The 12,025-nt window shown below is 72.0% G+C and carries 11 protein-coding genes; 4 read left to right on the top strand and 7 right to left on the bottom strand.

What is annotated here, in order from left to right; genetic code table 11:
• Positions 1-585: 585 nt before the first annotated feature.
• Entirely contained in the window at positions 586-1,668 is a 1,083-nt protein-coding gene (locus ACEZDE_RS24025; protein WP_380539406.1) for a LacI family DNA-binding transcriptional regulator, read from the bottom strand.
• Between the two features lie 162 nt (positions 1,669-1,830).
• A complete protein-coding gene (locus tag ACEZDE_RS24020; protein ID WP_380539403.1) occupies positions 1,831-2,643 on the bottom strand; it encodes a L,D-transpeptidase family protein in 813 nt (270 codons plus the stop codon).
• 180 nt (positions 2,644-2,823) lie between these two features.
• Between ACEZDE_RS24020 and ACEZDE_RS24015 the strand changes: the two genes are divergently transcribed.
• The 4 genes from ACEZDE_RS24015 (at position 2,824) to ACEZDE_RS24000 (ending at position 7,057) form a co-directional block, all read left to right on the top strand.
• The gene (locus tag ACEZDE_RS24015) at positions 2,824-3,381 is read left to right on the top strand and encodes a SigE family RNA polymerase sigma factor (RefSeq protein ID WP_380539400.1); all 558 of its coding nucleotides are present in this window, start codon (positions 2,824-2,826) and stop codon (positions 3,379-3,381) included.
• Positions 3,378-4,277, top strand: coding sequence for a hypothetical protein (locus ACEZDE_RS24010; RefSeq protein ID WP_380539397.1), 900 nt, complete (start codon positions 3,378-3,380; stop codon positions 4,275-4,277). Before ACEZDE_RS24015 ends, ACEZDE_RS24010 begins: the two co-directional genes overlap by 4 nt.
• 127 nt (positions 4,278-4,404) lie before the next feature.
• Positions 4,405-5,571, top strand: coding sequence for a cation:proton antiporter (locus ACEZDE_RS24005; protein WP_380539394.1), 1,167 nt, complete (start codon positions 4,405-4,407; stop codon positions 5,569-5,571).
• Between the two features lie 112 nt (positions 5,572-5,683).
• A complete protein-coding gene (locus tag ACEZDE_RS24000) occupies positions 5,684-7,057 on the top strand; it encodes an acyltransferase (RefSeq protein WP_380539391.1) in 1,374 nt (457 codons plus the stop codon).
• 7 nt (positions 7,058-7,064) lie between these two features.
• On the opposite strand, the gene ACEZDE_RS23995 is transcribed toward ACEZDE_RS24000, so the two are convergent.
• Genes ACEZDE_RS23995 through hppD form a run of 5 tightly spaced genes read right to left on the bottom strand, consistent with a single transcriptional unit; the run spans position 7,065 to position 11,887 of the window.
• A complete protein-coding gene (locus ACEZDE_RS23995; RefSeq protein ID WP_380539388.1) occupies positions 7,065-7,862 on the bottom strand; it encodes a DUF3050 domain-containing protein in 798 nt (265 codons plus the stop codon).
• 35 nt (positions 7,863-7,897) lie between these two features.
• On the bottom strand, positions 7,898-8,869 hold the full coding sequence (locus ACEZDE_RS23990; protein ID WP_380539385.1) for an alpha-ketoacid dehydrogenase subunit beta: 972 nt from the start codon (positions 8,867-8,869) through the stop codon (positions 7,898-7,900).
• A complete protein-coding gene (locus ACEZDE_RS23985) occupies positions 8,866-9,816 on the bottom strand; it encodes a thiamine pyrophosphate-dependent dehydrogenase E1 component subunit alpha (RefSeq protein WP_380539382.1) in 951 nt (316 codons plus the stop codon). Before ACEZDE_RS23985 ends, ACEZDE_RS23990 begins: the two co-directional genes overlap by 4 nt.
• Positions 9,817-9,875: 59 nt before the next feature.
• Positions 9,876-10,802 carry a phytanoyl-CoA dioxygenase family protein gene (locus tag ACEZDE_RS23980; RefSeq protein WP_380539379.1) on the bottom strand — a complete coding sequence of 309 codons (927 nt, stop codon included), beginning with the start codon at positions 10,800-10,802 and terminating at the stop codon, positions 9,876-9,878.
• A 56-nt stretch (positions 10,803-10,858) separates the two neighbouring features.
• Positions 10,859-11,887: a 4-hydroxyphenylpyruvate dioxygenase gene (gene hppD / locus ACEZDE_RS23975; protein WP_380539376.1), complete on the bottom strand. Its 1,029-nt coding sequence runs from the start codon at positions 11,885-11,887 to the stop codon at positions 10,859-10,861.
• Positions 11,888-12,025: the final 138 nt, after the last annotated feature.

Genomic DNA, 12,025 nt, shown 5'->3' with positions numbered 1-12,025 from the left:
AACGACTCGCCACCCGCTGGGAACGCCGCCTCAACCTCCACAACGCCCTCGTCTCACTGGGTTGCACGCTCATCTGCTGGCGACGACTCAAGAAGGCCACCACATGATCGTGTTACGAGCTCTATGGAGCACGTCCCGATCCGCGATGTGGTCGGCGTCCGTGACAACCAGGTGTACTGGTGCGGTCCTCGTGGGGCGCTGCGCCGCAGTCAACTGGTCGGCGTCGCGGATACGCCTGGCGGGTTCCCGGCGTGAGCAATTCCTTCAACCGCAATCCGCAATTGCTGAATGCCTGGGTGGAGCAGGCGGTGGGCTGTTGCCTCAAGAGTCGAGCCTGCCGCGTGTCCGGTCTCGATGACGTGGCCCTGTCCCGAGAATTGCAACTCGCCGGGGCCGGTGCGCGGTGGGAGGCCCAGTGCCGACGGCCGTCTCCCACGCCGTCGGGAGTGCGGCGTTGGCGCGGCCTCCGGGACGCCGCAACTGCGGAGGCGGCCAGACGTGACCCGGTTGGCAGCCGGAAGGGCCGGGAGCGGGTCGATTCCGTCGCCGTCCGTTCGTCCGTGCCCGGCGACGCCGTCGCCGCTGCTACACCCCTGCGCGGCGGGTGAGTTCTTCTGCTTCGCGGACGGGGTCGGTGCGGGGGCCGGTGGAGCCGCGGACGACGAGTTCGGGTTCGTGCAGGAGTTCTTTGGGGGTGGGGGCGTTGCCCTGGATCTGGTTGACCAGCAAAGTCACCGCGGCTTTGGACATGGCCTCGATCGGTTGGCGCAGCGTGGTCAGCGGCGGGTCGGTGTAGTTCATGAAGGCCGAGTCGTCGTAGCCGACCACCGAGACGTCGCCGGGCACGGTCAGCCGCAGGCGTCGGGCGGCGCGGATGGCGCCCAGGGCGAGGATGTCGCTGCCGCAGATCAGCCCGGTGATCCCGGCCTGGAACAGTTCGCTGGCGACCGCCTGCCCGCCCTCGAAGGAGAACAGGGCGTGCCCGATCCGGTGGATCTCGCCGCGCTGGCCGAGCCGCGAGGTCATTGACTTGAACGCGGCGATCTTCCGCTGGGACGGGGTGTGGTCGTCCGGGCCGACCAGCAGACCGATGTTCTGGTGGCCGAGCGAGGTCAGATGCGCGAAGGCCTGTTCGACGGCCGAGGTGTCGTCGGTGGAGACCTGCGGGAAGCCCAGCCGTCCGCCCGGCGGCGGCGCGTACGCGGGCGGCGCGGGACGGGCCCCGGCGAAGTCCACGGCGGCGTTGAGCAGCACCACCGGGACGCCGCGGCCCAGCAGTTGCTGGTACTCGTCGGAACTGAGCCCGCCGCAGAAGACCACGCCGGAGACCTGCTGGTCGAGCAGCATGGTCACGTACTCGGCCTCGGTCAGTCCGCCGGCGGTGCGGGTGCAGAGGACCGGGGTGAAGCCGAGTTGGACCAGTGCTCCGCCGACCACCTCGGCCAGCGCCGGGAAGATCGGGTTCTGCAGTTCCGGCAGCACCAGTCCGACCAGGCGGGCGCGGACGCCGCGCAGTTGGGTGGGGCGCTCGTATCCGAGTACGTCCAGGGCGGTGAGGACCGACTGTCGGGTGCTGTCGGAGACGCCGGGCTTGCCGTTCAGGACACGGCTCACGGTCGCTTCGCTCACGCCGACCCTTTTGGCAACTTCCGCGAGTCTACGAGTCATGAAACGACTATGCCACGACCGCCCACCTATTTGCATAGAGCGATCCAGGCATTGCAAATAAATATAGACTCTATGCGGAAGAGTGTTGATTAATTGCGCAAGCGGATGACGGCTCTTCTCGGTACAGGGACAGCGTGCCTGCCCAGCGCGGTTTCGTCCAGGTCACGCGTCGGCGAGGGCGGCTCGGTCGCCCATGACGACGACCGGGTGCTCGCTCGGGTCCAGGGTCCGGAGCAGGGTCAGCATGGCCGCCTTCGGTAGCGAGACACAGCCGTGGGTCGGGCCCTTGTGGTCCAGGTGCAGCCATATCCCGCCGCCCTTTCCCTGCCCCTGCGGGCGGACCGGGTCGAGTGGGGAGGTGCCGGGCCTGCGGTTGTAGTCGATGGCGATGACGTAGTCGAAGACCCCCGCCAGCGACTCGCCCTCGAATCCCGTCCCGAAGTCCACGAACTGGGACGACCGGTGGTACGGGAGCCGGGAACCGGGGTCGGGCAGCCGTCCGCCCGCGTCGGTGAGGGCGAACACGCCGATCGGGGAGCGCAGGTCGGACTCGTGGTGGTCACTGGTCCAGCCGCGCAGGGCGTTGTGCGCGGCCCAGGTTCCGTCGGCCTGCCACTGCCCGCCCGTGCGTTGGTACAGCACGGCGGTGGAGTCGGGGGAGCGCGCGCCTTTTCCGGTGACGAGGAGGATCTGGTCGGCGTCGGTGGGGACTTTGGCTCCGAGCGCCGGGCCTATCCCGGGCGGTAGGGAGGTGGGGGCGGTTGGGGAGGGGGTCGGATTGGGGGTGGCGGTTGGCAGCGTGGTTGCGGCTGCTGCCGCGGCGATCCGGGTCCGGGCTTGGGCGGGCGCAGGCGCAGAGGCGGCGGACGCCGATGGCTGGGCGCAGCCCGTGCACAGGGTGCTGACCAGGACGGCGACCGTTGTCGCGGCGGCGGCGACAGGCAACGACGCCGTGCGGACTGTGAAGGTGCTCATGTAGACCTTGGAACGGGCCCCCGTCCCCGCTGGTTGTCCGGGTCGACTGTGACGCCCGTCACCCCCGGCGAGTACAACCTCGCGGGCCCCACCTGCGTTGATGTCAGAATCGGGGGCACTTCGGCACGGAACCAGGGCGAGCCAGGCCCAGGGCGAAACAAGAACGAGGCAGGGGGCGGTGTGCGGCAGAGCGAACGGGAGGCTCGGTTCGAGGAGTTCGTCCAGGCCCGCTCCGGTGCGCTGCTCCGGTTGTGCCAGCTGCTGACCAATGACCGCCACCTGGCCGAGGACCTGCTGCAGACCGCCCTGGCCAACTGCTACCGGCACTGGGACCGGGTGCTCGCGCAGGGCAGAGAGGAGGCGTACGTGCGGACCGCGATCGTCAACGCGCACATCGACGGCGTCCGTCGGCGCAAGCTCAAGGAGATCCTCACCCTGCACCTGCCGGAGCACGGCTCGCGCGAGCCGGCCGGGTGGGTCGACGACCGCGACCTGCTCCGCCGCGCTCTGGCCGACCTGGCCCCGCGCACCCGCTCGGCGGTGGTGCTGCGGCACTACGTCGGACTGACCGAACTGGAGGCGGCGCAGACCCTCGGCTGCTCGGTCGGCAACGTCAAACGGCTCACCTTCCGCGGTCTGGCCCAGCTGCGGACGACGGTGGGACAGCAGCAGACGGAGGAGGCGCCGGACGCCTCGGCGGTTCGGACCGGCCCGCCCGCGTCGGGGCGTGCACGGTGACCGGGGGGTTCGAGCAGCGGCTGGAAGCGGATCTTGAGGCGCTGGCCGCGGCGTCCGCGCCGCCCCCGCCCGACCTCTACGCCCAGGTGCGGGCCCGGGTGGACCGGCGCCGTCGCCGTCGGACCGCCGTCCTCGCCGGGGGCGTCGCGGCCTGCACCGCGACCGTGCTCGGCCTGACCCTGACCTTCGCGGACCGGGCCGCACCCGCCCCGACTCCGTCGTCCGCGGTCCCGGCAAGCGGGGGAGCGGCCGGCTCCTCCCACGGCGCGACCGCCCCCTCCGGCGGCGCGACCACCGACACCGCCTGGTGGCCGCTGGCCGACGCCGACCTGCGGCCGCCGCCGTCCGCGGTGCTGTCGGGCTGGGACGCGGCCAAGCAGACCACCCACAGCGACGCCCGGCTGCTCTACCAGCAGCAGCTGGACCCCAAGGCCGTGCTCTTCCTGGTCGCCGGTCGCACGCCGGACGGCGGGACCAGGGTGGCGCTGCTGCTCGGCATGCAGGGCATCAACGGAGCAGTGTCACGCACCGGCCTCGACCTGCTGCTGGACGTGGACGCGCCGACCGGGCGGTCCGCTCCGGTGGCCCTGGCGCTGCTCCAGGGCCTGACCTCCAAGGCGTCCGCCAGCACGCTCGGCATCGAGGTGCTGGCCACTCCGTGCGCCGGAAAGGCGCAGGTGTCCCTCGACGGCGAGAGCACCCCGCTCACCGTGGTCGGGGCCAAGAACGGGATCCTGGTCGTCAAGCCGTTGCGGACGGCGGGGAGTCCGCCCGGCCCGATGACGCTGGAGTGCGCCGCGGAGGTCACCGGCATCAGCTCGGCCCGGCTGACCCCGGCCGGCCACGCCCTGGTCCCCGGCCGCGACACCACGGCCTACCTGTTGACCGGCGCCTGACGTGCTGAGGGCCGGTCAGGTTCTAGGGTGAGTCGGATCCGACGGGGTGAGTCGATCACTCGACCCGCCCCGCCCCCGACCGGGCGGCGTCGGAGGGTATCGGGGAGCAGAAGAGGAGGCCGTCCCGGTGGGGTTCGCCACGCTGGCCGTGATCTCGCTCGCGGCGCTGCTCGGGCCGCTGTTGGCGCTGCCCCGGCGCTGGGGGCTGCCGGTGGTGCTGGGCGAGCTGGTCGCCGGGGTGCTGCTGGGACCGACCGTGGTGGGCTACCTGGACGCAGGCAACGGGACGTTCGCCTTCCTGGCCGACACCGGCTTCGCGTTGATCATGTTCGTGGCCGGGGCGCACGTCCCGGTGCGGGATCCGAGCCTGCGGGCCGGGCTGGGCACCGGTGCGCTCCGGGCCGCCGCCGTGGGAGTGCTCGCGGCGGCGGCCGGGTTCGGCATCGCGCGGGCGTTCGGCACCGGCCACGCCGCGATGTACGGGGTGCTGCTGGCGTCTTCCTCGGCCGCGCTGGTGCTGCCGATCGTCGACTCGCTGGGGCTGGGCGGCGGCCTGGTGCTGGCGCTGCTGCCGCAGGTCGCCGTCGCCGACACGGCCTGCATCGTGGCGCTGCCGCTGGTCATCGATCCCGACCACGCCGCGCGGGCGGCGCTCGGGGCGCTGGCGGTGACCGGGTCGGCACTGGTGCTGTTCCTGGTACTGCGGTGGCTGGAGCGCGGCGGCTACCGCCGTCGGCTGCATCAGCTCTCCGAGGAGCGGCAGTTCGCCCTGGAGCTGCGGATCAGCCTGGTGCTGCTGTTCGCCCTGGCCGCGCTGGCGGTGCGGACGCATGTGTCGATCATGCTGGCCGGGTTCTCGTTCGGTCTCGCGGTCGCCGCCGTCGGCGAGCCGCGCCGACTGGCGAAGCAGCTTTTCGCGCTGACCGAGGGCTTCCTCGGACCGCTGTTCTTCCTCTGGCTCGGCGCCTCACTCGACCTGCGGGCGCTGGGCCGCCACCCCTCGTTCGTCCTGCTCGGACTGCTGCTCGGCCTGGGCGCGGTCGCCGTGCACGCGGCGATGCGCGGCTCGGGCCAGCCACTGCCGCTGGGTGTGCTGGCCTCGGCGCAGTTGGGCGTTCCGGTGGCCGCGGCGACGCTCGGCACGCAACTGCGGCTGCTGGCACCGGGCGAGGCCGCGGCGCTGATGCTCGGCGCGCTGGTCACCATCGGCGCCGCCACCGCCGCGGGCTCCGTTGCCGCGCGCAGAGGCCAGGCATCCGTCGTCTCCACGCCGGTCGCCGAAGTCCCGGACTGACAAGGCGTACTGACGCTTCGACAAGTTGGTCCAGACCATTGGCTCGGACCGGTGTGCTGCCCTAAGGTTCGAGGTGATCAGAGGCCTCTTCGGACGAGTGGAGCACGACGACGTGGGTGCCTGGCCGCAGTTGCGCGAATCCCGGACGGTCCGCCCCGGCGGCGCAGCGGGAACGGCGGCGGGGACGGTGGTGCGGTGCGGTCTGATGGACGCCATGCTGGCCGATCTCGCGGTGTCCGTCGTGTACTTCTTCCGTGAGCCGCTCGACGAGCAACGCCTCGCCGACGGGCTGGCGCGGGCGCTGGAGCAGATCCCCGTCTTCGGCGGACGCTTGCGCACCACCGAAGCCGCCGGCGGCGACGTGCTGGAGATCGTCTGCGACGGTTCCGGTGTGCCGATGGACAGTTACGACGTGGACGAGACCCTGGCCGAGGCGATGAGCCGGGTGACCCTGCCCGGGGCCGAGCTGGTGGACCATGTGCGGGCGAGCGAGGCCCGGGGCGGCGGCCTGCCGCTGCTGACCGTGCGGCTGAGCCGACTGGCCGACGGTGGAACGGCGTTGGGGCTCTCCTGGCACCACGCGCTGGGCGACGTGCAGACGTTCATGCTGCTGATGCGGGCCTGGTCGGCGGCGGTCGAGGGACTGCGGCTGCCCGAGGTGGAACTGGTCGCCGACCACGACGCCTACCTGGACCGGGTGCTGCCGCCGGAGGACTGCGGACGCCCCGGATTCCGGCTGCCAGGACCGGAGGAGGCGGAGCTGCTGGCCCGTGAGGTCGCCTTCTCGGTGCGGGCCAACCGCACCGTCCAGGTCTACTTCAGCGAGGCGGAGACCGAACGGATGCGACAGGCGTTCATCGAGGCGGCCGGGCGCAAGCTCTCCACCAGTGATGTGCTCTGCGCGCATGTCGTCTGCACGATAAGGGAGTTGGACGACGACGCGGAGGCCAGGGAACTGACCGTGCCGGTCAACGTCCGGCGCCCGCTGGACCTTCCGGCGACTGTGGTCGGCAATCTGCTCAGCGAGATCCATCTCGACTGCGCCGGGGGCGCGGCGCCGGAACGGCTCGCGGTCGAACTGCGGGAGGCCGTCGAGGACTTCACCGCCTCACACCTCAATCTGCGGGCCAATATCCGCTTCCTGGAAGCGATCGGCCGGGACCGCCTGGGCGACTGCGCCCCGCTCGGGTTCGACCCCGCGCGGCGCAGGCTCACCTTCTCCAACTGGAGCCGGTTCGGCGCCTACGAGATCAGCTTCGGCGGTCGCCGGCCGGTCTTCTTCAGCCCGGCCGCGAACCTCCAACTGCCCTGGGTCTCCTGGATGGTGGAGGGTTTCGAGGGAACCGGCTCGCTGTTCACCGTCGTTCTGCCGACCCGCCTCGCCGGACGCTTGCGCAGCGCGGAGGGACGCGCTGCGCTGCACCGTCACCGCTCGGACCAGGACCCGCTGCCGCCCCTCGCGGAGGCGGTGCGCAAGCTGGCCTGACGCATCGTCAAGGGCATTCCGAGAAAGCGTCCTCGATCGCGGTCCACAGCCCGACCCGGGCCCGCAGCGCGGTGCGGACGGTGTCGGCGCAGGCCGCCCACTTGGCGTCGTCGTCCCCGCACAGGTCGATCAGCATCTGCATGGCCATCGGGGTGTGCTGCTCGCCGTCCACCTCGATGTGCCGGGCCAGGTAGTCCTTGAAGACGGTGAGCACGCCGTCCGGGTCGTCGATCTTGATGACCTGCGCGAACATGTCGGGTATCAGGTCCTCCCGGCCGAAGGCGAAGGCGGCGGCCCGGCAGTGGACCGGGGCGTTGTCGATGATCTCCCAGGTGGTGCCGGTGAAGTCCAGTGCGGCCTGCGGAGCCTGTGCGGCCTTCAGCGCCTCCGGCACGGCCGTACCGGCCCTGAGCAGGTCCAGGAAGGCGGAGACCGGGCCGGGGTCGGCGCCGGCCTGCCGCATGCCCTCCACATAGAGCTCGAAGTGGCTGATGAAGCCCTCGCCGAGCTCGTCGCTCTCCTCCACCAGCACGATGTCGTTGATGAGTCTGCGGCTGGCGGTCGGACCGCTCGGCACCCAGGGCACCTCGACGCAGGTCAGTTCCCGCTGCAGGCTCTTGAGCAGCGACATGAAGTCCCAGACCGCGAAGACGTGCCGGTCCAGGAAGGTGCGGACCCGCTCGATGCTGTTGAGCTGTCCGTAGACGGTGTGCTCGACGACCTCGCGGCGCAGCGGCTCGATCGCCTGCTGCAGGCCGGACAGGCCGGGGTGGGTGCGGTCCCAGTGGTAGCGGTCGGTGACCATGGCAGGGCTCCTCGGGATGGAACGGCAGAAGGGGGTCAGGACGGGTGTTTCATCACGGCGTGCAGGGCGTGCCGGAGCTGGTCCCGGCCGGGCTGCAGCGCCCGGTCGAGGGCCAACGCGAAGGGCAGGACCGCGCCGTCGGGGCGGGTGATCCTGCGGGGCGGTGCGATCAGCCGCATCTCCTCGGCGGCCGTGGCCAGGATCTCCCCGCCGATGCCGCAGCTGCGGTTGGAGTCGTCGATGACGACCAGCCGACCGGTGCGTTCCAGCGAGGCGGCGAGCGCGGTCCAGTCGAAGGGGTGGAGGGTGCGCGGGTCGAACACCTCCACCGAGACGCTGTCGGCGACCTCCTCGGCGACCGCCAGCGCGTCCTGGACCAGGTGGCCCACCGCGACGACGGTGACGTCCGTCCCGGCCCTACGCACCCGGGCCGAGCCGAGCGGGACCGGCGCCAGCGGCACGGTGACGTCCTCGCGGACGCCGAGTGCGGCGGCCGGGGCGAAGACCACCACCGGGTCGGGGTCGCGGATCGCGGAGAGCAGCAGCCCGTAGGCGTCCGAGGGGGTGGCCGGGACCACGGTCTTGACCCCGGCGTGGGCGAACAGGCTGTAGGGGTGGTCCGAGTGCTGCCCGGCCCAGCCGTCCCGCGAGCCGGAGCCGGGGACCAGGCAGGTCAGCGGGACTCCGGCCTGACCACCCGTCATCAGCGAGAACTTGTGCGCCTGGTTCACGAGTTGCTCAAAGACCAGAAACAGCAGCGACGGGATCTGGAACTCGATCACCGGACGCCGCCCGGACAGCGCCGCGCCGACGGCCAGGCCGGTGAAGCCCTGCTCCGACAGCGGGGTGTCCACCACCCGTCCGCTGCCGAAGCGTTGCTGCAGCCCCAGTGTCGGTCCGGCCAGACCGGCCCCGACGTCCTCGCCGAACACGCAGACCGCGGGGTCGTCGGCGAGGGCGTCGGCGAGGGCGCGGTTGAGCGCCTTGGTGTAGGAGAGCAGGGTCATACGACGGCCCCGGCTCGCGGGCGGAGCCCGTCCGCGTAGAGGTGGTCGCAGGCGGTCGCCGGGTCCGGGTGCGCGGCGGCCAGGGCGAACCGCTCGGCCTCGGCCAGCACCGCCGCCACCTCGGCGTCGATCCCCGGCCGCAGCTCCGGGTCGATCGCGTCGACCGCGGCGGCGGCGCGGAGCAGCGGGTCGCGGGCGCGCCAGCCGTCCACCTCCTCCGCGGTGCGGTAGCTGACCTTGACCCGGCGCTCCATGGTGTGGTGCCCCTCGAAGCGGTAGGTGCGGCACTCCAGGAAGCTCGGCCCGCCGCCGCTCCTGGCCAGCTCGGCGGCTTGCGCCGCGGCCTCGCGGACCGCCTCGGTGTCCATCCCGTCGACGCTGACGGCCGGGATGCCGAAGGCCTCGGCCCGGCCCAGCGCGCTGCCCGCGACGGCGGTCGCGGCGGGCAGGGTGGTGGCGTAGCCGTTGTTCTCGCAAACGAAGAGGACCGGCAGCCGCCACATCGCGGCCAGGTTGAGCGACTCCAGCAGCACGCCCTGGTTCAGCGCGCCGTCACCGAAGAACGTTGCCACCACCCTTTCCTCTCCTGCCTGTTGGGCCGCCCAGGCGGCGCCGACCGCGATCGGGGCACCGGCGCCGACGATGCCGTTGGCGCCGAGGATGCCCAGTGCGAGGTCGGCGGCGTGCATGGAACCGCCCCGTCCTTGGTTCAACCCGGCCTCCCGGCCCGCGAGTTCGGCGAGCAGGCGGCCGGGTTCCGCGCCCTTGGCCAGGACGTGGCCGTGGCCCCGGTGGGTACTGGTGATCCGGTCGCCAGGACGCAGCGACGCGCAGACGCCGACCGCGACCGCCTCCTGGCCGATGTAGGGGTGGATGCCGCCGACGATGATGCCGCTGCGCACCAGCGCCAGCGCTCGTTCCTCGAAGCCGCGGATCAGCCGGAGCATCCGGTAGCGACCCTCGACAGTGGTGAGACCTGTTGTGAGCAAAGGGAATTGAGGCGTCATCATAGCGATCCCCGCCACACCGTGGGGCAGATCTCCGGGTCTGCGTAGTCCGGAACCCCGTCCGCCGTGCGGCGCACCACGACGTCGTGGTTGTAGGCCACTTGGCTGCCGTCCGGACGGGTGTGCCGGCGGTAGTGGTTCGCGCCGTCCTGGAGGTGCAGCGACACCGCCCGGCGCGGTTCGGGCGCCCGGTTGGCGCCGCTGCCGTGGTAGGTCCGGCAGTGGTGGAAGCTGACCTGGCCGCGCGGGATCAGCACCGGGACCTTGCGCACCTGCTGCCCGTTGAAGTCGGCGTTGTCGAGCAGCAGCTGCTCCAGTTCGGAGTTGTCCCGCTGGGCGAAGTGGCGGCTGGAGTCCTCCTCGGTCTCCAGTTCCTTCCAGCGGTGGCTGCCGTCGACCATGGTGATGGTGCCGTTCTCCTCGGCGCAGTCGTGGAACGGGATGAAGGCCGTCAGCATCCGCTCCGAGGAGCAGGTCTGCCAGTAGTGCCGGTCGAAGTGCCAGGGCACCTGGTTGCTGGGCTCGTCCGGGACCGGCGGCTTGTAGATCAGGGTCGACTGCCAGATCCGGATCTCCTCGGCCCCGGCGAGCAGCGCGGCGACCGCGCCCACCAGCGGCTTGCGCAGGATCGCGGCGATGGCGTCGCTCTCGAAGTGGACGTAGTCGTTGTGCCGCTGGACCGGGCCGTGCGACGGCTCCCAGGCGGCGAGGTTCGGCGGACGCACCGGCAGGGTGCGGTCCCGGTGGCCCTCGTAGTACTTCTCGGTGGCGTCCTGGAGGGTGTCCAACTCTTGGTCGCTGAACAGCCGTCGGGAGAGATACCAGCCGTGCTCGGCGTAGTCGGCCACCTCCTCGGGGGTCGGCAGCAGGGCGCGTTCGGCGTCGGTCAGGGCGAAGGCTGCGGCGGCATGCGCGGTGGCCGTCATGGGCGGTGTCTCCTCAAGGTCACTCAGGAAGGTCACTCAGGAAAGGTGACTCGGGATCAGAGCGCCGCGGCGGCGTTCTGGCGCTCGACCGCCTCGTACAGGGCCTTGATGTTGGCGGTGCCGAAGGTGCCCGCGCCCTGACGCTCGATCAGTTCCAGGAAGAAGGTCCGCCGGGGGTGTACCGAGCGGGTGAAGATCTGGAACAGCTGCCCGCCGTGGTCCTGGTCCACCAGGACGTCGAGCTCGCGCAGCACGTCCACCGGGATCGCGGTGCCGCCGAGGCGCTCGGCCAGCCCGTCGTAGTAGGCGGACGGGGTGGTGAGGAACTCCACCCCGTTGCCGCGGAAGGTGCGCAGCGCGGCGGCGATGTCGTGGGTGCGGAAGGCGAGGTGCTGCACGCCGGGGCCCTCGTGCGCGTCCAGGAAGGCGTCGATCTGGCCCGGCTGGCGCGCGGTGTCCGGCTCGATCAGGGTGAAGGTCACCGCGGCCGAGCCGCTCTGCACCACGCTGGAGTCCATCGCCTGGGCGCCGACCTCGATGTGCTCGCCGAAGATCCGGTGGAAGCCGAGGGCCGCCTCGCAGAAGCGCACCGCCGCGGCCAACTCTCCTGCGGGGACGCAGATCGCGATGTGGTCCAGCACGTCGAGCAGCGCGCCGCCCGGTGCGGCGGGCCCGGCCCCGGAATCTGCCCCGGGGTCGGCACCGGGGTCGGCCGGTGCGTCGGCGACGAAGCGCAGCGCCAGGTCGCCGAAGCCGGCCACCAGGCCGGCGTCCCGGTCCAGCACCCGGGCACCGTGCCGGACCGCGCGCTCCAACGAGGCCGCCGGGTCGGTGCAGCCGAGGGCGATCACGGCGACCCCGTCGCCGTGCCGCTCGACGAACCGGGCCACCGGGTGCGCGGGCTGCGCGGCCGAGGTGAGCCGCAGCCGGATCGTGCCCTGGTGCAGGTGCACGCTGTGCAGGCCGGGCCGCGGCTCCGGCTGCCGGGCGTCGGGTGCGAAGCCGAACCCGGTGACCAGGTCGGTCGCGGACTGCGCGGCGTCGGCGCAGTGGTACTCGATGTGGGTGATGGTGGTGACGGTCAACGGAAGGCTCCCCGGACGTGTGGTGTGCCGCGGGTGCGGCGTGCTGCGGGTCGGCGCGCGGCGTGGATCGGCGCGGTGGGGTTCAAGCGGCGTGGTTCAGGACGGCGCGGTTCGGCGCGCTGTGCTTCAGGGCGGCGC

It is taken from the genome of Streptacidiphilus cavernicola (assembly GCF_042510955.1).
Classification (GTDB): domain Bacteria; phylum Actinomycetota; class Actinomycetes; order Streptomycetales; family Streptomycetaceae; genus Streptacidiphilus; species Streptacidiphilus cavernicola.
This window is presented reverse-complemented; position numbering and strand designations above follow the sequence as displayed.

What these genes read in the sequence shown, in the direction of transcription:
- ACEZDE_RS24025 (WP_380539406.1), bottom strand. Translation starts at nt 1,668, where the DNA reads ATGACTCGTAGACTCGCGGAAGTTGCCAAAAGGGTCGGCGTGAGCGAA.
- ACEZDE_RS24020 (WP_380539403.1), bottom strand. Translation starts at nt 2,643, where the DNA reads ATGAGCACCTTCACAGTCCGCACGGCGTCGTTGCCTGTCGCCGCCGCC.
- ACEZDE_RS23995 (WP_380539388.1), bottom strand. Translation starts at nt 7,862, where the DNA reads ATGGTCACCGACCGCTACCACTGGGACCGCACCCACCCCGGCCTGTCC.
- ACEZDE_RS23990 (WP_380539385.1), bottom strand. Translation starts at nt 8,869, where the DNA reads ATGACCCTGCTCTCCTACACCAAGGCGCTCAACCGCGCCCTCGCCGAC.
- ACEZDE_RS23985 (WP_380539382.1), bottom strand. Translation starts at nt 9,816, where the DNA reads ATGCTCCGGCTGATCCGCGGCTTCGAGGAACGAGCGCTGGCGCTGGTG.
- ACEZDE_RS23980 (WP_380539379.1), bottom strand. Translation starts at nt 10,802, where the DNA reads ATGACGGCCACCGCGCATGCCGCCGCAGCCTTCGCCCTGACCGACGCC.